13 protein-coding genes and 2 tRNA genes are annotated in these 22,256 nt (G+C 40.8%); 4 read left to right on the top strand and 11 right to left on the bottom strand.

All coding sequences use genetic code 11. The features are described from left to right. Positions 1-20 precede the first annotated feature (20 nt). The 3 genes from nagA to frr all read left to right on the top strand — a co-directional run bounded on the left by nagA (position 21) and on the right by frr (position 2,490). Entirely contained in the window at positions 21-1,118 is a 1,098-nt protein-coding gene (nagA, locus tag ACS5PU_RS21910) for an N-acetylglucosamine-6-phosphate deacetylase (RefSeq protein WP_439461302.1), read from the top strand. 64 nt (positions 1,119-1,182) lie between these two features. Then, positions 1,183-1,887, top strand: a complete 705-nt coding sequence (pyrH, locus tag ACS5PU_RS21905; protein WP_439461301.1) for a UMP kinase — start codon at positions 1,183-1,185, stop codon at positions 1,885-1,887. A 39-nt stretch (positions 1,888-1,926) separates the two neighbouring features. Then, the gene (gene frr, locus ACS5PU_RS21900; RefSeq protein WP_439461300.1) at positions 1,927-2,490 is read left to right on the top strand and encodes a ribosome recycling factor; all 564 of its coding nucleotides are present in this window, start codon (positions 1,927-1,929) and stop codon (positions 2,488-2,490) included. A gap of 56 nt (positions 2,491-2,546) precedes the next feature. Here frr and ACS5PU_RS21895 read toward each other — a convergent pair whose 3' ends face one another. The 3 genes from ACS5PU_RS21895 to ACS5PU_RS21885 all read right to left on the bottom strand — a co-directional run bounded on the left by ACS5PU_RS21895 (position 2,547) and on the right by ACS5PU_RS21885 (position 4,046). Beyond that, positions 2,547-3,563 (bottom strand): LacI family DNA-binding transcriptional regulator, encoded by a 1,017-nt coding sequence (locus ACS5PU_RS21895; RefSeq protein ID WP_439461299.1) that lies wholly within the window; start codon positions 3,561-3,563, stop codon positions 2,547-2,549. Between the two features lie 152 nt (positions 3,564-3,715). Further along, positions 3,716-3,860 (bottom strand) — tRNA-Asp (locus ACS5PU_RS21890). Between the two features lie 69 nt (positions 3,861-3,929). Continuing rightward, positions 3,930-4,046, bottom strand: a tRNA-Asp gene (locus tag ACS5PU_RS21885). 156 nt (positions 4,047-4,202) lie between these two features. Between ACS5PU_RS21885 and ACS5PU_RS21880 the strand changes: the two genes are divergently transcribed. Continuing rightward, positions 4,203-4,679, top strand: a complete 477-nt coding sequence (locus ACS5PU_RS21880; RefSeq protein ID WP_025145395.1) for an Lrp/AsnC ligand binding domain-containing protein — start codon at positions 4,203-4,205, stop codon at positions 4,677-4,679. 331 nt (positions 4,680-5,010) lie between these two features. Here ACS5PU_RS21880 and feoB read toward each other — a convergent pair whose 3' ends face one another. The 8 genes from feoB to ruvA form a co-directional block, all read right to left on the bottom strand. After that, positions 5,011-7,119 (bottom strand): ferrous iron transport protein B, encoded by a 2,109-nt coding sequence (feoB, locus tag ACS5PU_RS21875; RefSeq protein WP_439461298.1) that lies wholly within the window; start codon positions 7,117-7,119, stop codon positions 5,011-5,013. 11 nt (positions 7,120-7,130) lie between these two features. Continuing rightward, positions 7,131-7,346, bottom strand: coding sequence for a FeoA family protein (locus ACS5PU_RS21870; RefSeq protein WP_439461297.1), 216 nt, complete (start codon positions 7,344-7,346; stop codon positions 7,131-7,133). A gap of 146 nt (positions 7,347-7,492) precedes the next feature. Next, positions 7,493-10,267 (bottom strand): outer membrane beta-barrel protein, encoded by a 2,775-nt coding sequence (locus ACS5PU_RS21865; RefSeq protein WP_439461296.1) that lies wholly within the window; start codon positions 10,265-10,267, stop codon positions 7,493-7,495. Between the two features lie 163 nt (positions 10,268-10,430). After that, complete coding sequence (locus ACS5PU_RS21860; protein WP_439461295.1) at positions 10,431-13,238, bottom strand: outer membrane beta-barrel protein; 2,808 nt, start codon at positions 13,236-13,238, stop codon at positions 10,431-10,433. Positions 13,239-13,562: 324 nt separating this feature from the next. After that, complete coding sequence (locus ACS5PU_RS21855; RefSeq protein WP_439461294.1) at positions 13,563-13,910, bottom strand: VanZ family protein; 348 nt, start codon at positions 13,908-13,910, stop codon at positions 13,563-13,565. A gap of 87 nt (positions 13,911-13,997) precedes the next feature. Beyond that, the gene (gcvH, locus tag ACS5PU_RS21850; protein ID WP_439461293.1) at positions 13,998-14,378 is read right to left on the bottom strand and encodes a glycine cleavage system protein GcvH; all 381 of its coding nucleotides are present in this window, start codon (positions 14,376-14,378) and stop codon (positions 13,998-14,000) included. Between the two features lie 94 nt (positions 14,379-14,472). Further along, positions 14,473-21,660 (bottom strand): cell surface protein SprA, encoded by a 7,188-nt coding sequence (sprA, locus tag ACS5PU_RS21845; RefSeq protein ID WP_439461292.1) that lies wholly within the window; start codon positions 21,658-21,660, stop codon positions 14,473-14,475. Between the two features lie 11 nt (positions 21,661-21,671). After that, positions 21,672-22,256 carry a Holliday junction branch migration protein RuvA gene (gene ruvA / locus ACS5PU_RS21840; RefSeq protein ID WP_439461291.1) on the bottom strand — a complete coding sequence of 195 codons (585 nt, stop codon included), beginning with the start codon at positions 22,254-22,256 and terminating at the stop codon, positions 21,672-21,674.

The following is a 22,256-nucleotide window of genomic DNA, read 5'->3' as shown; positions in this document are numbered from 1 at the left end:
AATTTACTCAAACGTTTGATATGTCTAAGATAATCCCAAATACCTCTTATTACGATAACGATAACTTAAAAACCGGTCAGCAGATTGAAATTGATGGTGCTAAAATTGTAAATATCAGCCCGGTTACAGCAGAAAGCCAAAAAGAATCTATTACCATTCCCGGCTTTATTGACCTGCAGATTTATGGTTCAGGCGGCCGGTTATTCTCTGCCGATCCAACCATCGAATCGCTTACCATCATGGAAGATGACCTGCTGAAAAAAGGAACAACGGGCTTTCTTGCCTGTATGGCAACAAATTCTGCCGAAGTTTTTAACCAGTGCATCAAAGTAGCCAAAGCGCACCGCCCAACGGCTAAGAATTGTTTAGGCTTGCATCTCGAAGGTCCCTTCTTAAACCCCAAACGTTTAGGCGCCCATGTTCCTGCATTTGTACGCAAAGCTTCATTGGATGAAATAAAAAAACTGATCGATTTTGGCGATGGTGTAATTAAAATGATGACCATTGCACCCGAGCTTCAGGATGATGATGTAATCGAATACCTCTTAAATAATGGCGTTGTGGTTTCATTAGGGCACAGCAATGCCACTTTCGAAGAAGCTACAGCTGCTTATAACAAGGGTATACAAACCACCACGCACCTTTTTAATGCCATGAGCCCTATCCATCACCGCGAACCGGGAATTCCAACGGCTGTTTTCAATCATGATAAGGCAATGGCCAGCATTATTGCCGATGGGCAGCATGTAGATTTTGAAGTTGTAAAATTTGCGCAGAAATTATTGAAAGAACGCTTATTCCTGATTACAGATGCTGTTACCGCCTGCACAACAGGGCCATACCAACATATTCAAGAAGGCAACAAATACGTAATGCCCGATGGAACGCTTTCCGGTTCATCGTTAACCATGTTGGCCGCTGTAAAAAACTGCGTAAGCCATTGTGGTATTGATTTAAATGACGCGGTTAAAATGGGAACACAGTATCCTGCACAATTAATCGGGATGGAAAACCTTACCGCCATAATAGGTGTTGGAAATACAGCCAATTTACTGGTACTCGATCAGGAATTAAGCTTAAAGGAGGTGATATTTAAAGGCGAAACTATTTCTATTTAAATATTTACATCAATTGTTAAAAAGCATAGCTAGGTATTAAAAAATTGTTGATATTTTTGGGGTCATGAAATACAAACGCATCCTACTAAAGCTTAGCGGAGAATCGCTAATGGGCGACAAACAATATGGCATTGATAATGAACGCGTTAAACAATACGCAGAAGATATCAAAGCTGTGCACGATAAAGGTTTAGAAATCGCAATCGTAATTGGTGGAGGAAATATTTTTAGAGGTTTAAGTGCCGAAAAAAGTGGGATGGACAGAGCTCAGGCCGATTATATGGGCATGTTGGCTACGGTTATCAACTCAATGGCCTTACAAGATGCCTTAGAAAAGGTCGGCATTAAAACCCGCCTGCTTACCGCGATTAAAATGGAGCAGATCTGCGAGCCGTTTATACGCAGAAGAGCTGTACGCCACTTAGAAAAAGGCCGTGTGGTTATATTCGGCGCCGGTACCGGTAACCCTTATTTCACTACCGATTCTGCAGCAGCTTTACGTGCAATTGAAATTAAAGCCGATGTAGTTTTAAAAGGAACGCGTGTTGATGGAATTTATACCGCAGATCCTGAAAAAGATCCAACAGCAACCAAATATGGTGAAATCTCTTTCAGGGAAGTTTACGATAAGGGCCTTAATGTAATGGATATGACGGCTTTTACCCTTTGCGAAGAAAACCAAGTACCAATTATTGTGTTTGATATGAATAAACACGGTAATTTCATGAAAATAGCCAATGGCGAACCTATCGGAACCTTGGTTAAATAAGCCTATTAAAAAAATTAATTTGTAGAAATACACACAGTTATGAACGAACTCATACAATTACAATTAATGGATGCCCAATCTTCAATGGATAAGGCCATCGATCATTGTGAAGCTGAATTAACTAAAATTAGAGCTGGTAAGGCATCTGCAGGGATGTTAGATGGCATTTTCGTTGATTATTATGGTGCTTCAACTGCCTTGTCTCAGGTGGCAAGCATTAATACACCTGATGCGCGGACCATTGTAATCCAGCCTTGGGAAAAATCGCTGCTAACCGCTATAGAAAAAGCAATTCAGGTGGCCAATATTGGTATTAACCCACAAAACGATGGCATTGTTATCCGTTTGGTTGTACCGCCATTAACAGAAGAGCGCAGAAAAGACCTTGTAAAAAAGGTTAAGGAAGAGGCCGAAAGAGGCCGTGTTACTGTTCGTAACATCCGTAAAGACGCGAACGAAAAGATTAAAAAACTTAAAGGCGAAGGTGTTTCTGATGATGAAATTAAAACCGGCGAAGCTGAAGTTCAAAAGCTAACCGATGCATACATTATCAAAGTTGATAAGCATGCTGAAGCCAAAGAAAAAGATGTAATGACAGTTTAAGCTGTTCTAAACATATTTATAAGGGGAATGGATTTTAATTCATTCCCTTTTTTTATCTACTTTTTTACGCTTGATCCGCGTACGTTTAATATTGTTGGAAGCGATAGCTGTGCGTTTTCTACCGGTTGCCCTGCCCTTTTTAGCCTGTTGAGCAAAACCTTCATAATATTCTCGGCAATCGCTTCTAATGGCTGGGCTATCGCCGTAACGGGCGGCTCGCAAAACTCCAAAATTTCAAAATCATCGAAAGATACCACAGCAATATCTTTATGGATGCGGATACCCGATTTTCTAAATGTCCTCAACCCATCCAAGCAGATATAGTTGGCGGCAAAAATTACTGCATCCAGTTGCTTCTCTGCCTTAAAAAATTCGGTCATTTCTTTAATAGATTCCGCTGAATTAACATAGTTTATTTTTTTGATCAACTTAGGCAGGTTATATTGTTCGATAGCCAGTTCATATCCCGCTAAGCGGTCAACCATCTGGTGTTGCACCGTATCGATGGTAACAAAGCCAATATTTTTGTAATTATTTTTAATTAGGTGTTCTGTAGCTTCGAAAGTGCTGTTTTTATTATCGACGATTACATAATCGGTTTTTACATCAGGTACATAACGGTCAAATAAAACCACAGGCGCATCTGTTTGGATCAGTTTTTTCACTTCTTCTTCCAGGCCTTCGGGTAGGGCCATAATATAACCATCAACATGCCGGTCTTCAAAAATCTGCAGCAATTCAATGGCTTTACCGGTATCATTCCGGGTGCTGCTAAAAAGAATTTTATAGCCAAGGTTAGAGGCAATTTCGTCGATATGGCGTGCAATACCCGAAAAAAACGGTTCAGAAATGTCATCAACCAAAAAGCCTATAATTTTCGTTTTCCCCGTTCTTAAGCTCGTGGCAAGGGCATTGGGCTGGTAATTTAGCTCGGCAACAAGATCCAGCACCTTTTTAGTAAGTGCTTCGCTGATATTTTTTTCCCGGGCCTTTCCATTAATTACGAACGACACTGTTGTAATAGAGATTTTTAATTGTTTTGCTATATCTTTAATTGAAACTCGTTTCTTCATTACTACCAATTACACAGGTTGAAATATTTAAATGGTAATATAACAATATATCTAGAAAGATATAATTGATATTTAAAAATTGCGCTATAAACGAAAAAAGAGCAACCTATCCAGGATTGCTCGATTAACTAACTTATTATTCATAAAAAATGCTGTTGGGGAAGGAGTCGAACCTTCAAGGGGTAGTTAGCTACAGTTCAAAAAATTAATTTGTGGTCAACCCAATAAACTGCGTTTGTCCCATTATTCCCCACCACCGAGACAAGGAGGCGTGTCTGCCAATTTCACCACCCAACATTTCAAAAGTTAACAGTTTTGAATTCCTAGTTTTCAGTTAAACTGCTCACTATAAATTGCCAACTGAACTGGCTGTAGGGGAAGGAATCGAACCTTCAAGGAGTGGTTAGTACTGTTGCCAGTATATTCCCATTATTCTCCGCCACCGAGACAAGGAGGTGTGTCTGCCTGTTTCACCACCCTACATTATGTTATGCAATTTTGAAAGAACGTTTCCTTTTTGTTAATTGCTTGATACAAATGTAAAGGAACAACCAATACCTTGCAAATATTTTAAACATTTAATTTTATTTTTATAATATTGATAAATATTTGTAAATTCGCTTATCATAATTCAAAAATATGCTTAAAAAAGACAATTCCAATTTAGAAATTGACAACCTCGACATCGACATATTGAAACAATTGATGCAGGATGCCACTAAACCTTATACAGAAATAGCTAAAGATCTGATCGTTTCTGGCGGTACCATACACGTACGGATGAAGAAATTGCAGGAAATGGGCATTATTAAAGGTTCTCATTTAATTATCGATCCGCAAAAAGCTGGTTACGATATTTGTGCTTTTTTGGGCATTTACCTGGAAAAGGGAATCCAGTATAAAGATGCGGTTGCACAGCTCAGCAAAATTAAAGAAGTGGTGGAGTTACATTATACAACCGGTGCGTACAGCATGTTTGCAAAAATAATCTGCAGGGATACCAATCATTTGCGCCACGTTTTAAACGAAGAAATACAGGCCGTTAATGGAATCCAGCGTACTGAGACATTAATCTCCTTAGAAGAGAGCATTAAGCGTCAGATTGAGCTAGGATAGGTAAAGACCAAAGCTGAAAGAATAAAGCTGAAAGAGCAAAGCTGCAAGAATCAAGCTGAAAGCAGGAAGACGAAAGCTGACAGATTAAAGGTTAATAGGCTAACAACATTTAAAGCACCTGTGCTTAAGTAACTGATATGCCTAAAAAGATCAGGGCTTTAATTTGAAAACGGACGTACAGTAGCCTTTCGGTAACTAAGCCCCGTTATCCGCTGTAGTCCCGAATTGCAATCGGGAGCTGCCGCTTCTACCGGGTTTATGTAACAAAGTGTGGTGCAAAAAACGGCAATTTGCCCATAACCTTCAAATCCGTTTGGGGGTGTTATTAGGTTTATTTCAATAATTGATAGGCAACAAGCGCAGCAACGTAAGCCATGGCCGTCATGTAAGCCAATTGAATTACCGGCCATTTCCAGCCTTTAGTTTCGCGGTATACAATGGCTACGGTGCTCATACATTGCATGGCGAAGGCGTAAAAAAGCATCAACGAAATACCAGCAGCAAAGGTGTAAACCGGCAAACCTGTTTTATTGTTTACCGATGCAGACATCCTTTCCCTAATGGTTGTAGTATCTTCATCTCCCCCATCAACGCTATAAATGGTCGCCATGGTGCCTACAAATGCTTCGCGGGCGGCAAATGAGGTAATTAAACCTATCCCAATTTTCCAATCGTAACCCAAAGGGCGGATTGCAGGCTCGATCCAGCGGCCAAGAATACCCACATAAGAATTTTCGAGCTTTTCGGTAGCCACCAAGGTTTTAATATGATCGGTATTCTTCGTTGTATCGCCCAGAGCAGTTTCGTATTTCTTATCGATACTTTCAAAACGGTTCCCTGGCCCGAAAGAAGCCATCACCCAAAGGATAATAGAAATGGCAATAATTACTTTACCAGCCTCAAAAACAAAGGTTTTTGATTTCTCGTACATAGTGTAAAACACATTTTTCCAGCGCGGCATGCGATATACCGGCAGCTCCATAATAAAGTACGAGCGCTCTTTGGTTTTAATGATGAATTTCATTACCCAGGCCACCAGTACCGCAGCAAAAATACCTACCAGGTACATAACCATAAGGGCTAAACCCTGCAGATTAAAGATGCCCAAAACAGTTTGCGAAGGGATTATTAACGATATGATCAGGATATATACCGGAAGCCTTGCAGAGCAGCTTACCAAAGGTGTAACCATAATGGTAATCATCCGATCTTTCCAGTTTTCGATATTTCTGGCCGCCATGATAGATGGAACGGCACAGGCCAGCCCCCCGATCATGGGCACAACCGATTTGCCGTTAAGGCCAACCTTACTCATAATCTTATCCATCATAAAGGTAACGCGGGCCATGTAACCCGTATCTTCCAAAATGGATATAAATGCAAAAAGAATGGCAATTTGTGGAATAAACACAAAAATACCGCCTAAACCTGCCACAACACCATCGAGCACCAGATCGGTAAGCATACCGCTGGGCAGGTAATTATGCCCTGTTTCTGTTAGCCAGCCAAAACCCTGTTCAATCCAGTCCATAGGATAAGATGACCAGGCAAATATGGCGTTGAAAATGATAAAGAGGATAAATATGAAAATGGCGAAGCCCCAAACTTTGTGGGTAAGTATCGAATCCAATTTATCGCTAAAGGAAAATTTCTTTTCTGTTCCATTGTCAATTACCACATCAGATAAAATGGTGCTGAGGTGCTTATACCTTGCAATGGTTTCGGCTGCCTGGGCCTTTGAAGATTCGAAATGGTGCGATTGCTCTATCTCCTCGATTTCTTCCTGTTCTTTATCGGTAAAAAACGTTAAATGTTCATGCTGGTGCAAAACCTGCAGTGCAAAATAATCGTTGGTAGAATTAAGTTTCGATTTAATGGCATTGATAGCCTCTGGGGCTAAAAAATTCACATCAACATCCTGAAACTGGGTTGCTATTTTATTGGTATTTGTGATTGCATTTTTAAGCTTATCGATACCAATATTGTTGCGTGCAGATATGGATATTACCTGTATCCCCAATTTTGCGGCAAGCTTATCCAGATTAACCTCTATGCCCTGCTTGGCTGAAAGATCGATCATGTTTAAAGCCAGCACCATCGGAATGCCCAGATCGGCCACCTGCGAATACAGCAGCATATTGCGTTTTAGGTTCGATGCATCTGTAACGAGTACAATTACATCGGGGTGACTGCTGTTTTTTTGATCAGCTAAAACCTGAAAAACGATGCTTTCATCGGCACTTTTAGGGTATAAACTGTAGGTGCCCGGCAAATCGATAATTTCGGCCTCCCTACCGTCGGTAAGTTTGGTAAAACCTGTTTTCTTATCAACAGTAATACCCGGAAAGTTTCCTATTTTTTGATTTAAACCTGTTAAACGGTTAAATAATGTAGATTTACCTGTATTGGGATTACCAACTAATGCAACTTTAATATCCAAACCCAGCTTATTTATTGAATGATAATCACATCAGCTTCACTTTTACGCAAACAAAGCTGATACCCTGCAACACGAATGGCCATTGGATCGCCAAGGGGAGCAAAACGCTCAACTTCAACCATCTCACCTGGCAAACATCCCATTTCCATCAACTTTACAGACATGTCTAAATCTGTAAAAGCTACGATTGTTCCCTTTTCCCCTACTTTTAGATGTGAAAGTTTCATCTGTGTTTATTTATATTTTTAATAGTCAGATGGAGCCTTACGGATTCATGTGCTAAATTGCCTGCAAGTTAGCCTTTCTTTAGATTTATTCCAAATAGCATTGCCTTATCATTGCGGTGTAAGGGTAGGTTTGACCAAATAATGATTTAGTTTCTTTGACGGCCGCCACCAAAGCCGCCACCACCGCCACGGTTCCTGCCTCCGCCGCCACCTTCTTCATTGCCACGTATCCTGTTTTTGCCTCCCATTCTGTTTAACGAATAAGTAAAAGAAAACATAAAATAACGCTTTAATACATTATAACTTTCATCACGGATGGTATTGTTATTTGCTGTTCTGCTTACGCCCTGGTTTTCGTTCAGCAAATCATTTACCGAAGCCTTAAATGTACCGCGGTTTTTGAAAAACTGCTTACTTAAATAAGAGTTTACCAAGGTAAAATGGGTATCAAATCCTTCCCCACGCCCTGTATTTTGATTATAATCGGCATCTACTGACCAGCGGATGTCGCCAGGGAACATGTAACTTACACTAATATTGGGGCTAAAGGTATAGTAGCGGGTATTTGAACTTGAGTTAACAGAGTAGGTTGCGCGGTTAACTGAGCCATTAACACCGGCTGTTAAATCGAGCTTATCCAAATTGGAAACCAGGCGGTAGCCATTGGTAACCGACCAGCTGTTGGTAATATTTTTCAGCGACCGGGTAAAATTCACATCCCTGTCGTAACTGCCACTCACATTGATGTGAAAATTCAACTTATTATCGGCCATAATGGGCAAACTGAGCGAAGACGAAACCGATCCAGAATAAACGCCATTCACATTAACAGGAGTAACGGCAAGTTTCCCCTGATCAGGCCCACTATCAATCAGTATGCTACTATTTGCAATCCGGTTAGAAGTTTGGGTAAGGTTCAGGTTTACAAATAATGATCTGTTTTTACCAACCGTAAAAGTATTGTACGCTACACGTAGCGTATTGTTAAATTCGGGTTTCAAATCCGGATTACCAATGGGAATGCTCGAGGTATTGGTGTTGTTGCGGATGGGCTGCAACTGTTGGATGGTTGGCTGATTGGTGCTTCCCCTGTAATTGAACACCAGGCGTTTGCTGTTGCTAAAATTATACCTGAACATGGCCGATGGGGTATAATTGTAAACATTCTGTTTCAGCACAAAACCTTTGCTGATGTTGTTATTGGTCCTATCTGTATTCTGTACCGCCATACCTACGTTCCAATTGTACTTTTTAGCCATTTTATTAAAGCTAAAACCTGCAGAATTGGTGATAATGGTATTTTCGTAGGCATTACTATAGGTTTCGTCCAACAAATCGTAAGCTAAAGTGGCCGGATTAAAGTTATAGGTAAAACGATCGGAAGTATTGTGGTTATAACCGTTCTGATAATTAAATTCCAGACTTAAGGTTTTATCCAAAGGTTCGGTATATACCAACCTCGTATTCTGATTCAGCGACTCGCTTTCCTGATCGTTAAACTGATCTATTGTGGTGTTGGTTACAAGACCTGGTGCTGTTCTGGTTTCAGGATTGGTATTGTAATTATCAGCATCGTTATTGTTAATGTTCGTATTTAAGTTTAAGGAAAGCGTTCTTCCCCTGCGCATAAATTTTTTACGGAGCAAAATATTGTTGCTGATGGATGGTGCAGTATTGTGGTTCCTTAACGTTTGTGTTCCGGTAATCATGTACCTGTTAAAATCGCGTGTATAGCTGCTGCTGTTTAAGCTTTCATTGTCGGTATAACTTAAATTTGGCTGGATACGCAAGGAGGTTAACGAATCGAGCTTGGTATCGACCATAAAACTTAAACGGTGGTTTAAGCGGTCGGAGTTATTAACCTGGCTGTTGTTAAAAACTGTGGTTTCATCGCCCAAAAAATTCTGCGTTATGCTGTTCCTCAAAATCAGGTTATCGGATTTATTGACAAAATAACTCAAATTGATTTCAGTCTGATCGGCATAAATATCCGAGAAGTTGAAACCACCGGCTTTGGTATCGGTAATCCCTCCACGGCCGCCATTGCCTCCACCGTTGCCCCCACCTAAACCGCCGCCAAAATTTTGCTTGTTTACGTTATTGAACTGCGCAATAACGCTCAGTCTTTTATCCTGCTTAAAATGATTAATATTCGCATTAACATCATAGCGGTCATCAGATCCATAACCAGCGGTGCTATTTCCGAAATAACCGTTTTTCTTGTCTTTTCTGGTGGTAATGTTAATGATCTTGGTTCTCGATCCATCGTCTATCCCGGTAAACTGCGCCTGATCGGAGAGTTCGTCGATAATCTGGATTTTATCGATCATATCGGCCGGAAGGTTTTTAGTGGCCAATAGCGGATCGTTGCCAAAAAACTCTTTCCCATCAACCTTAACTTTGGTAATGGTCTCTCCCTGCGCCTTTACGGTACCCGCTTTATCTACCTCTACCCCCGGTAATTTTTTCAACAGATCTTCTACTACGGCATTCTCCACCACTTTAAATGAACTGGCATTGAACTCGAGCGTATCTTTTTTAACCACAATTGGGGGGATCTCCGCTTTTATATCAACAGTTTGAAGATCAATAGCACCGCCTTCAAGTACAATATCGCCCAAAATCACATCTGCTTTCTCGGTAGTAATGGTAAAATCTTTTGTGGTGTTCTTTAAACCTAAAAATGCCGCATATACCCTGTAGGTTCCGGGCTTTAGGTTCCTGAAAACGAATTTGCCATCCTCTGTGGTGCTTACTGCGCCAACCATGCTCGAATCGGATAGGTTTTTAACCGCTAAAGAAGCATAATCAATAGGTTTTTTATCTTTTGATTGAATAACCCTGCCACTTACCGACCCGGTTTTCTGGGCGTAGACAAAAAAAGATGAAAGGAGGAGAATAAGCGTAAAAATTTGTTTCATTCGGTTAGTTTGGTTTATACTACAAAGACTACCGACTTTTATAAAGGTTTATTTCCCTTTAGTAACAATTGAAATACATAAATGTCAGGTTAACATTTAATAGCTGCCCTGCTTACAAAAAAGGCCCCATTCAAAATGGAGCCTTTAAAAAATTTGATGTGATTTACATTCTCATGCGCATACCACCGCCACCCTGGCCCGGCATCTGCATATCGCCGCTCATGGTTCTACCACCTATACGGGTTAACGAATAGGTAAACGAGAACATGTAGTAACGTTTTAAAACATTATAGTTTAAATCGGTAATCGAAGTACCTGAAGTGGTTCTCGAAATACCTGTATTTTGATTCAATGCATCATTTACAGAGAATTTAAAGGTTGCCCGGTTTTTAAAGAACTGACGGCTGATGTAAGGATTAAGAATGGTATATTCCTGGTTATACAGATCGCCACCGCCAAAATTCCTGAAATAATCGATATCCATGGCCAGCCTGATATTTGCAGGCAGTACATAACTTACATTAAAGCTAGGGTTAATGGTGTAATATTGTGTATTTGCCGATTGCTGCGCTGAAAAGGTTGAGTTGGTATAGCTACCGGTTATACCACCGGTTAAATCAAATTTATCAACGTTGGTAACCAGTTTATAGCCATTTGAGATGGTATAACTGTTGGTTACATTTTTAACAAGTTCGGTGCTCGCATTAGGCGCAATAAAGTTCACATTTCTGCTATACGAACCATTACCCGAAATATTTAAGGTAAGCTTACGTTCAGGCATTAAAGGTAAAGACCACGTAGCATTGGCATTACCAGCGTAAACGCCATCCACATTGATATAACTAACTTGCTGAAGGCCGCCCGATATTGGAACTACTGTATTACCAATACTGTTAAAGGTCTGTGTAAGGTTTAAGCCAGCAAAGAAGAAACGGCCACTTTCGATATTGAAATTGTTGAAGTTAATCCTCAACTGGTTATTGAATGAAGGTTTTAAGTTCGGATTACCTACATAACGGGTTTGCGAATTGGTATTATCCGGTATAGGCTGAATCTGATCGATAGTTGGCTGACTGGTTGAACCACGGTAATTGATAAACAATCGTTTACGGTTACTGAAATTGTACCTGAACTGTGCCGATGGCGTAATGTTAATAAAGTTCTGTGTACGTCTTAAACCTGTTGTTAAATTGGTATTTACCCTATTGGTCTGCTGTGCAGCTACACCAATATTCCAGTTGTATTTTTTCTCAGTTGTGGTAAAGCTAAAACCGGCTGCATTGGTTAAAGTACGGTTGTTATAAATATTCGAATAGGTATTATCTACTAAATCGAATTGCAGGGTAAGGGGATTATAATTAAATACATCTCTCTGCGAATCGTTGTTTGAATAACCGTTCTGATAATTAAACTCTACGCTTAAAGTTTTATTTAAAGGCTCGGTATACACCAACCTTGTAGTATTGTTTATCGCATGGCTACTGGTATTGTTTAACTGGTTGGTTAACGAATCTCTCTTCACCCCATTTTCCGTAATATGATCTAAACGGTAATTCTGATTGGTACCATCGTTATCGTTTATACTGGTGTTTACATTTAGGGAAAGGGTACGGCCTCTACGTTTAAAACTTTTACGGACTAATAAATTGTTGGTAACAGCAGGCGTAGCAGCAGTAGTTGTATTTTGCTGGCTTCCATCTGTGATGCTCGTTACATAATTCCTATAGTACTTGGTAAAGCTATCGCCCTCGCTTTCTGTATAAGTAAAGCCTGGTTGGATTTTAATAGACAATGAAGGATCGATCTTGGTATCCACCATAAAATTGAAACGGTGATTAGTACGATCGGTAGTATTGTTTAAATTCTGCGTAACATCTGTAGTAATACCCCCAAAAAGGTTTTGGATATGTGAGTCCTGAATAATATCGGCAGTTGATTTATTAAAGAAATAACTGGCCTGGAACTGAGTCCCGTCTTTGTAGGTATCGGCAAAGTTTAAACCTGCAGCATTGGTTGTCGTAATGCCACCGCCACCGCTGGTGTTTCCACCACCGCCGCCGCCGAAACCGCCACGGCCACCACCGCCTCCGCCACCAAAACCATTTCCTACGCCACCACCTTGACCAAAGTTTTGTTTATTTACGTTGTTAAACTGACCGATAAAACTAATTTGGCGGTCATCATCAAACTTGTTTACGTTTAAACTGGCGTCGTAACGGTCGTTAGAACCATAGCCCACGGTACTGTTGCCAAAATAACCGTGTTTCATGCCATTTTTAGTGGTAATGTTCAGGATTTTATTTCTGGTTCCATCGTCAATACCGGTAAATTGTGCCTGTTCAGAAAGCTCATCAATTACCTGGATTTTATCGACCATATCGGCTGGTAGGTTTTTAGTTGCCAACAAAGGATCATTACCAAAAAACTCTTTTCCATCAACCTTAACTTTGGTAACGGTTTCGCCCTGCGCCTTAATACTTCCGTCTTTTGCTACTTCAATTCCAGGCACTTTCTGCAATAAGTCTTCCACTACGGCATTTTCACGCACTTTGATTGATTTGGCATCGAACTCAAGGGTATCTTTCTTTACCACGATGGGTATAGTTGCTGTAACATTAACGGTATTTAAATCTACACCATCATCGCCCATGGCAATTTCGCCTGCACTTACCGCAGCCTTGGCCACTTCTACATCTTTAGTAGCTGTTTTTAAACCTAAAAAAGCTGAGTAAATTCTATACTTGCCTGGCGCAATTGCCTTAAAACTGAAAGTCCCATCAGGATTGGTCTGCCCTGAGGCCACCACACTCGAATCTTTTAAGCTCTTGATTGCAATTGTTGCAAAATCAACCGGCTTTTTATCCTTAGCGTTAATCACCTTTCCGCTTATCGAGCCAGTATTCTGAGCCTGGGCGATGTATCCACAAAATACGAGCACAATGAATATTGCCCTCTGAACGTTTTTTTTCATCAAAAAATTAGATAATATAATACAAAACTAAGCTATCAGACTAGAGAAAAGCCGAAAGGTTTGTTAAGAGGTGTTAAAAGCTTGGTAACATTTTAAATACAGCCAATAGATGGCCAATTAAAATGCAAAAGGGCAAGAATAGCTTTGTGGCCCTTATTTTTGTGCTGAAGGGTAATTTTTGTAATAAACTTTTGGGCAGTTGCAGTTCTTTTTAAAAATACTGCATCCACTTAAACTTATTACGATTAATAGGCAGGAGATGCTAATTATCTTTTTCATAGGTTTAATTTTATTTTAAATTGCAATGATGCTTTTCGGAATACATTAATTGTTTTTGGTTAGCGGTGTATTCGTCATGGTTTCATCGAAACTTAATTTATGAAGCAATACATAACTAAAAACGGCCATTGAAGCGCCCAACATATCGCAGGCAAAATCCCACCATTCGGCAGATCGGTACGTAAAAACCTTCCACTGCAACAGTTCTATACCGCCACCAATAATGGCATTGATAAGCAATATTTTAAAAATAGTTAAGGTTCTGAAAGCAAAGGTATGCTGGTACCTTATTTTGCCGAAAAAGAGCAATACCGATAAAACAAAGAAAAACCCAAGATGGGTCATTTTATCAAAACCCTCGAAAAAAAAGCCATGCCCATTTGAATCGGGCATTCGTATATTACAAAGCACTAAAATAACTAGTGTCCAAAATATGGCCCATTTTTGTTGTTTTAGTGCTTTGTACAAAATATATCAGTATTAAGCGCCTACCAGTTCTTGATAAGCTTCTGCAGTAAGTAAGCCATCAATTTCGGATAAATCTGATAATGATACTTTTACCATCCAACCTTGTCCATAAGGATCAGAGTTAACCAGTTCAGGGTTATCATTCAATTCAGCATTAACTTCTACTACCGTTCCAGTAACAGGCATGTATAAATCAGATACTGTTTTAACAGCTTCTACAGTACCAAAAACTTCTTCTTTTGCTACTTCGCTACCTACAGTATTGATATCAACATAAACGATATCGCCCAATTCGCGCTGTGCGAAATCAGTTACGCCGATAAAAGCTTCATTACCTTCAACTCTAACCCACTCGTGGTCTTTAGTGTATTTTAATTCTGATGGAAAATTCATTTGTTCTAAATTAGTTTTGTCAAAGTTAATCAGGATTTTTGAGATTTACAGGATGTTAATTCATTTTGCAGATTCACAATTCTGCTACATCATATTAATTAAGTGTAAACCTTAAACTAAAGCCAAAATTACTGAATGAGGTGTTAAACGTTTGAGAAGTATAAGGTTTTGTAATGTTCGAATCGTAAAAAAGCTTAATATTAAACTTCTGGTTTAACACATAATCTACACTTGGCCTAAGCGTAATGTTTTTTGCCCCCGATGAAACCTCGGCCTCGGCAATATCTGCACGGTAAATAACCGTTTTATTGTCGCGGATGGCTACATCCAATTTAAAATCCATGTTATTGTCCATCTTCAGGCTCTTAAACCATCCAAATGGGAAACGGAATTTATTGGTTCTGTAACCCAAGCCTAAAACCATGTTGTTTTCTGATAGCTGCGCCAGCTGGCTGTTTGCCAAGCTTAAGCCCAATAAACGCGACCTGTTGAGCTCGAAAGAGGCCGTTAGGTTATTTTTAAAGCGGGTATCTACACCTACCAGCGGTGCAAAATATTCGGATAACGTAACCTGTGCAAACTGGTACTGCGGCAAAAAGTTGTTGTTAACATCCCTGCTGCTCGAAAAACCATTGGTTTCCTGGTAACGCAAAAGCGAATTAAAACCATTAATGTTATAAGCAGAACGGTAACCATGCCTAATATCTACCGAAGTAAATTTATCGGCAATGAACGGTATGCGGGTTAAGCCACTATAAGTTAAATTCCAGTTTGGAAGCGGGATTTTAGGGAATGAATTCATTCTCATCTTCCCTGCATCTTTGCCTGAATACGCCGCCATAAAGGCCGAGATAATTACATCCTGGCTTTCTTTGCTGTAACCATCGGCATAGCCTCCATTTAGACCTGCCGAATTGGGGTTTTGTGCTCCTAACCTCCGCGAAATAATAATGCGGTTGGCCATAAACTGGTTAAACAGCGCAGAAATCACATTCGAGTTACGCTCTTTAAAGGCTGTACCCAGCGCAATGTATGAAATACTATAATCGCCCGTTGTAATGGCACTTAAATTCTCGAATGATGAGGTACTGGCCACATACCTAAAGTTGGTAGAAAAATTTCGGGTTTGTGCTTTGTTTGCTTTTAACGTAATCCTTAAATCTTTAAATGGCTCCAGCTGACCGGTTAACTGAAAATCTTCTCTCAGTGTATTCACATACAGCTGGTTCTGCAGGGTATCGGTAGTTAACCAGCCATTGTTCAGTGCCATTTCGCGGATATCGCGCTGGCTACCAAAAGCAAAACCTAAGCCTGGTGCACCGGTTGCATTATCAATACCAAAATATTTAGTGGTAGGCAGGTAGCCCGGTAAGAAAATACCTTTGGTTTGCACAAAGCTTGCGTTAACATTTTTTAAACTCGTTAATAAATTGATAAAAAAGTTTTTGGCCTTGTTGCCTTCCTGGTCATTCCCCGCGTTTCTGATAAAGCCGAACTTATTGTATAAAGTGCTTAGGTTTAAAGTTGGATTAACCTGAACAGTCCTGCTGTTCTGTACGGTATTGCCCAAATTAATATTCGGATCGCGCAGCGTAGAAAGCGGTTCGGTTTGCCAGTTAAAATTGGTTCCGTAACGGGTTTTAACTGTAATCCAGTTTAGACCTGGTATTTTATCAATCGGCAGGTTGTACGTTACATTTAAATTGTGGTTGTAATCTGTAGTACGGCCCAGGCGTTTTAGGTTTTCCCAAACAGTATCGCGTTTTAACCCTTCAATCCTGCCATCCGGTTCGTCGATAATGGAATAATTGGTTGCATTAAAATCCAGTTGTAAAGACCGTGTAAGGTTCCAGGCGATACCATAAATACGGCTCATGGTAAAGTTTTTATTAAAGGTAGTACCGTAACCACTTTGATAAACGCCAATGGTATTGTTAGGATCGTTGTTGCGGAGTGTATTTTCTGAATACAAACGGTCTACATCAATCCTGAAATTAATGGCACTTGGGAAAATGCTAAAGTTAAAATCTTTTAACAACGCGAGCATGTTCGATTTGATGATCTTCTCAAACGGCGCTATGGTTTTGGCCTCTTTCGAATAACTATATTGAAGCGATGCCCTATAGGTATTTTGAATACTGCTCTGATTGATAAAATCGCGGTGGTTATACTGTGTATAAGCATAACTTGCAGCAAAATTCTCTATATCCCAAAGCCTAACCGGTTTTGAGTTGTTGGTGCGCTCTTTTCTTACGTTGGTAAAGTTGATCCCCCGGCGCACCGTATAATCCTGTGCAAAGTTTAAAATAGAATCTTTTTGTGCCTTGGTAGATTGATCTAAAGCATTTTTTAGTTCAATATCCGGTGTACGCGGATTATACTGCGGGGTAGAAACCTGTTTGGAGTAACTTACGAACATCGGGATTTTAACACCCGATTTTTGCGGCAGGAATTTACCCAGCTCCATGGCTGATGAAACATCTAACAGTACATTATCGGCACGGTTACGCTCACTTACTTTCGAATCAATTGATCCAAAACCGATGGTTGATTTGCTACCCGAAATATTTACATCGGCAAAATCTGCCAGCTTAAGGTTTAACCTTCCTGTTGCAGCCCATCCGCCTTTTTCGTCAAATTCCGTCAGCCTTAATTCGTTAAACCAAACCAGGGCATTTTTATCAAGGCCATCGTCATTCCGCTCATCATTGGCGGCACGCAATGGATTTTTAATACCCACCATGTAAACCCGCACCTTGCTCATATCCGGCTGCCCCTTAACCACAATGGTTCTCGATCCATCTGTATAAGTAAAAGGAACGTTGGTAGGCCAAGGCTGTCCGTTGGCCATTTTGGCTACATTACGGGCCAGCTTAGCATTTTGGAAAAGGGTTAAATCAATATCCATCCTGTTGGCTTCGGGCCAAATGGCATCCGGATCGCTGGTGCCCGGATTGGTAACTTTTAACGGGATTACATATTCGTAGTAATTGTCCTGATTATCTGTTCCGATCCTTAAAAACGCAGCAACATCATTATCATTTAAAACCTGGTTATTAACCGCCTCGGCGTGAATAAACATTTCCAAATGCTTGTATGACCTGAAATCGCTATAGGCTGTTTTGAAAGCCGCGCGGCCATAGCCATCTCGTAAGTTTTTAACGGTTACCGATAACGATTGCTCATTTAGCCTGGTATCGCCACGGTAGTTGCTGTAATCCCGCTCGCGCAAAATACCCGGAGGGGTAACATAAGGAATCGGTAAGCGTTTACCATTTTCTTCAATGTTTACGGTAGATACTTCGATGGTAGAATTATCTGGAGTAAGGGCAGGTAACGATGGATCGACAATAACCTGTGCTGCCTGGTTGGTGGCATTGTATTCTCTCCATTCTCCGCGGATCAACTGCAGTTTAGCAAAACGCATAATTGCGGTATCGGCGAAATTGGTCATAAACATCCTGAAGAAACGGATGGATTTAAAATCCTGGATACCGCCAACTTTTTCCTGGTACTGACCAATCGGAATCCTGAACTGGTACCACGATACCGCCTGTGTATTGCCATTGGCAAGCCTTACCTGCGAGGTTACTTTATCGGTTATAAAATTCTGTCCAACATTTAAATCACCCGGACGCATAGAAACTTTGTACTGAAAATACTCGTCGCTTTGGGTCATGTTGTTATCACGGTTAATATCTTCGCCATCGGGCAATGAAGTTGAAGCCGAGTTTTCCAGGCCCAGTTCTTCCTGCGATTGCTGAGAGGTTTTAGAGTTACCCTCTGTTCCGTTATATTTTTCGTAGCGTTTAAGGATGCCGGCATTGATCTGATCTAAAGCCGGCCCCCTAAAATAAGTGTAATTATCAGATGAAGGATCGGCATCAAGTGCGGTAGAAGCCGTGGCATTCAATTGTGCTTTGATCTGGTTGATAGCCGTGGCAAATTTTGTCCGCTCATCAGCATCCGATAAACCATCCAAACCAACATCCTGCGCCCTGCGCGAACTGGCATTGTTATCAAAAGCCTGTACTACCGGCTGTAACCTTGGTACGCGGCCCCAAGCCGTTTCTTCATATTTGCTCGGATCGTTCGTATCACGCAAACCATTCTCTAACGATTTTCTGCCATCTTTAAGGATATCTTCCGATATGTTTCCAAGGTTGAAATACATATCACCACCAGCCGAATTCGGTTTATAGATAAATGGATCCATTACCCAAAATTCAATAAAGCCAACGTTTAAGGCTTCAAAATCGTTGGTTTCGATCTTCCGTTGAAAACCGCCCCAGTTATTTTTAGGCAATAGCAAGCTTCCATCGGGTTTAAAATCGGTAGTACGGTAATTATATGGCCCCCTCACCGTTGGATAGTAGGCCACATCCAATGTAGTAATGTTTAAGGCCTGGCCGGTGGCTGTTTCTTTAAATGGAAAAACCTCCTGCTCAATTACTTCCCTTACGTAATGGTTAGAAAGTTCGGAGCGGTTGTTTCTGATATTGGCCGGCGTGGTTGATGCGGCCGAATTGTAGAAAGTAGGATCGATATTGTAAAAGGCTATCCTGGCCCTGTTGTAACCATAAGACAGGTCGTTAACCCGGTCGTGTTCCTGAAATAACTGCGGTGTTCCGGATAGCTGCCACGAAATGGCACTTTTTAAATCAATTACCGATCTTGAAGCTTCAAAATCATCCAAATAACTTACCCCATTTTTACTGCCTGCAAAATTCAGTGCTCTTGGGTGTCCAGGTATCAACTGGGCAAACTCACCATAAAAAGTAACACTTGATGGTGCTTTTGTAGATAAAAACGGAAGTTTATCAACCAGTTTGGTTAAAAATCTGGATGGGGAACTATAATTGATATCTGCTCCCCAAATGGTATTTGAAATCGGTTCTTCGCCAATATTTACTTTTTGGGTTAAAGGTTTTTCGGTCAAATTCATTATCGTACCGCCCAGGTTCAGCTTATTGTTTACACGGTAATCCAAACGGGTTCCGAAAAGCGACCGCTGCTGCAAACCGAACAGCTCATTATTTTCTGTAGTGATACGAATAGGCTGGCCCGAAATTAAAAGGGCCTGATTGATGATACTTACACGGCCGCCCTGATAATCGACAGTAAAATCTACCCCCTCAGTTAAGGGCATGGTACCTGCAAAAACCTTTACCGATCCTTCGGGAACGTTAATGGCATTTAAACTAAATTCAGAAGAAATATCAGATTGGTAATTCACCTTAATTACATACCTGTTCTGGTTCTGGAACAGTTGTTTGGCAATGGTCTGGGTCGAATCGTAAAGCGCCGTAAAGCTATATTTATTGATCAAGGCCTGCTCACTCGGTAAAAACCTTGCGGCCAGATCTTTTCCAAACGGTTCAATTACCGGGAAAATGATCCTTCCGTTTGCCGGATCGATGGTAATATAGCCCGAATTGGTATTGGTAATTAACGAGGTTTGACCATTACTGCCCGTACCGAATAAACTGGCCTGGTTGGCGTTGCTGGCGGTTGAATATGATCCGAAAGCATTATTGGCGGCCACAAAATCGAATATCCCATCAGGTTTCCGTTCGTTCTGTTGATTTAAGCGGTCAAATTCTGTTAAGGCAATCCACTGTTTATTGGCAGTATTCTGCCCTTCGGTCATCACCGGGTTATCTACCCCTGTTTCATTATCGATACGGTAAATATCCAGTTTAAAATTCTGGCTACTGATCTGATATCCTCCAATAGAATAGATATTTTTCATCATCAGATCCCAGGTAGGCAACTGTATTTTTGTGGTTTCGTTCTTTAACAACTTGGCATAAAGCACCTTTGGGTTTGCTGCATCGAAAGGAATATCGGTAGAAAACTCACCCACCTGATACTCTACGCCATTGTAGGTATAGCGGTAGGCCACGGCCAGCACCTCATCAGCATTTAGCGGATTGTTTAAGGATACATAACCCAACTGGGGCTGAAAGGTAAACTCGCGCTCGGTTAGTTTTCTGGCGTAGGTAAGTTTGGCAAAGTTATCGGTAACACCGGTTGATTGGAAAAATGAAATAATGGCGTTTGAATTGGTTAACCTTGCTGCTCCGCCCTGGTAACTGCCCAACTGCGCAATCAGGTTGTTAGATTGTTGCGGAAAACCTGTTGCGGTAGTTCCTGCTGGTAAGCCAGAGGTTCCGCCGGTAATTAAAGTGTTGTTATACGGTGCGTTTTCGCCCAGATCCAATAAACCCAATACATCTCTCGAGTCGGTAGTGTTACCCGCTTTGTTGGTAATCCAAACCTCAATTTTGGTAATCTGGATCGGCGAAGTGATAATTGGCGCATTGGCCAGGTTTTTATTGTAGTTGTTCCTGAAATACTGCGATAAGAAATAATGCTTATTGGCCTCGTAACTGTCTACATTTACCGTGGTTGTATTTTGCTGCGCGCCATTGGTAATCTTAATTTCCCTCGATTCTGATTTCTGTTGCGTATAAACACTCGTTACGTTTAACCGCCCGAATTTTAACTGTGTTTTAATCCCAAAAAGGGCCTGTGTTCCGGTAATTAATGAAGTATTTAAAGGCAAACTCACGTTACCGGCCTCAATTTTCTGAATAATATCGTCAGCACCGCCAGTATAATCGAGTTTAATCTGATTTTCGAAATCGAACTGTGCCTCGGTATTGTAATTGCTCTTAATTTTAAGCTTGGTTCCAATGTTACCCACAAGATCCATCTGAATCCGCTGGTTAAAATCGAAATTGGTCTGTACCCGCTGCCTTTCGTTAAAAAGCGGATTTTCGTTTTTGTTTACGCGGCCCAAAAAGGTAAGTTCTGCCTCTCCACGGGGCTGGATATCAATGGTTGTTCCTCCGAATATTTTTTCGAAAGCCTTGCTGTTGATCTGTATCTGCGGAATAATACCCGTGCTCCTGAAATCGCTTACCTCTGCATTGGAGATGCTGCGCCAGTTACCGCGCTTAATTTCACTGTTTACCAAACGCTGGTATTCATCAATGGTTAGATATTGTGTGTTGAGCACAAAATTATCGCCAATAAGTTCTTTAACAACATAGCGTTTATTTTTGGCATCGTACTCTACAACACGTTTAAGGTTGCTGGGTGCTGGGTAAAAAGGGCTGGTAGAAGGACCAAGCCCTAACCGGGCTTTTTCTTTTAACCCAAAATTATTTTTGGTGGTAGCTGTATCTGTTTTGCTTGGAACAACTTGAGAGAAAGCGTTTTGAGAAGCAATTAAAAAAATCGGAATGAGAAACAGAAATGTAGATATTCTCTTCAAAGGCAGTAGATCTATAAGGTTTTCAAAGCTTGTTTAATTAGTTGCTCTACCGAAAGCGTTCCCTCTGTCACTTTTAAAATCTGATCTATTGTTTTTTCGGCGGTTTGTTTGCCAAATCCGAGCATTACCAATGCTGATAACGCTTCATCTTTAACAGTATTGTGCAGGGGCATAGAAATTAATGAATCGGCCCCTTCTTTTTTTAATTTGTCCTGTAGTTCTAAAACCAGGCGTTGTGCGGTTTTGGCACCTAGCCCCTTAATCCTTTGAATTAAAGGCAAATCGGCCTTAACTATTGCGGTCTGGATTTCTACCGGCGTGATAGATGATAAAATCATCCTGCCTGTGTTTGGCCCAATTCCCGATACTGAAATAAGGTGTAAGAATAAACGGCGTTCGCCTTCATCAGCGAAGCCGTATAAGGTATGCGCATCTTCTTTTACATGCAGCCAGGTGTATAGCTTACACCTTTCTGCATCGCCCAAAGCGCTGTATGTATTTAATGAAATATTGATATGATAGCCTATACCTCCGGCCTCAACCACAACATATGCTGGGTTTTTAAATGTCAATCTACCGTCAATATAGGCGTACAT

The sequence above is a fragment of the Pedobacter sp. GSP4 genome (assembly GCF_051857575.1).
Taxonomy (GTDB): Bacteria; Bacteroidota; Bacteroidia; order Sphingobacteriales; family Sphingobacteriaceae; genus Pedobacter.
Note: the sequence above shows the minus strand (reverse complement) of the source record. Positions and strands in the feature narration are given on the sequence as shown.

What these genes read in the sequence shown, in the direction of transcription:
- nagA (WP_439461302.1), top strand. Translation starts at nt 21, where the DNA reads ATGTCTAAGATAATCCCAAATACCTCTTATTACGATAACGATAACTTA.
- pyrH (WP_439461301.1), top strand. Translation starts at nt 1,183, where the DNA reads ATGAAATACAAACGCATCCTACTAAAGCTTAGCGGAGAATCGCTAATG.
- frr (WP_439461300.1), top strand. Translation starts at nt 1,927, where the DNA reads ATGAACGAACTCATACAATTACAATTAATGGATGCCCAATCTTCAATG.
- ACS5PU_RS21895 (WP_439461299.1), bottom strand. Translation starts at nt 3,563, where the DNA reads ATGAAGAAACGAGTTTCAATTAAAGATATAGCAAAACAATTAAAAATC.
- ACS5PU_RS21880 (WP_025145395.1), top strand. Translation starts at nt 4,203, where the DNA reads ATGCTTAAAAAAGACAATTCCAATTTAGAAATTGACAACCTCGACATC.
- ACS5PU_RS21870 (WP_439461297.1), bottom strand. Translation starts at nt 7,346, where the DNA reads ATGAAACTTTCACATCTAAAAGTAGGGGAAAAGGGAACAATCGTAGCT.
- ACS5PU_RS21865 (WP_439461296.1), bottom strand. Translation starts at nt 10,267, where the DNA reads ATGAAACAAATTTTTACGCTTATTCTCCTCCTTTCATCTTTTTTTGTC.
- ACS5PU_RS21860 (WP_439461295.1), bottom strand. Translation starts at nt 13,238, where the DNA reads ATGAAAAAAAACGTTCAGAGGGCAATATTCATTGTGCTCGTATTTTGT.
- ACS5PU_RS21855 (WP_439461294.1), bottom strand. Translation starts at nt 13,910, where the DNA reads ATGCCCGATTCAAATGGGCATGGCTTTTTTTTCGAGGGTTTTGATAAA.
- gcvH (WP_439461293.1), bottom strand. Translation starts at nt 14,378, where the DNA reads ATGAATTTTCCATCAGAATTAAAATACACTAAAGACCACGAGTGGGTT.
- ruvA (WP_439461291.1), bottom strand. Translation starts at nt 22,256, where the DNA reads ATGTACGCCTATATTGACGGTAGATTGACATTTAAAAACCCAGCATAT.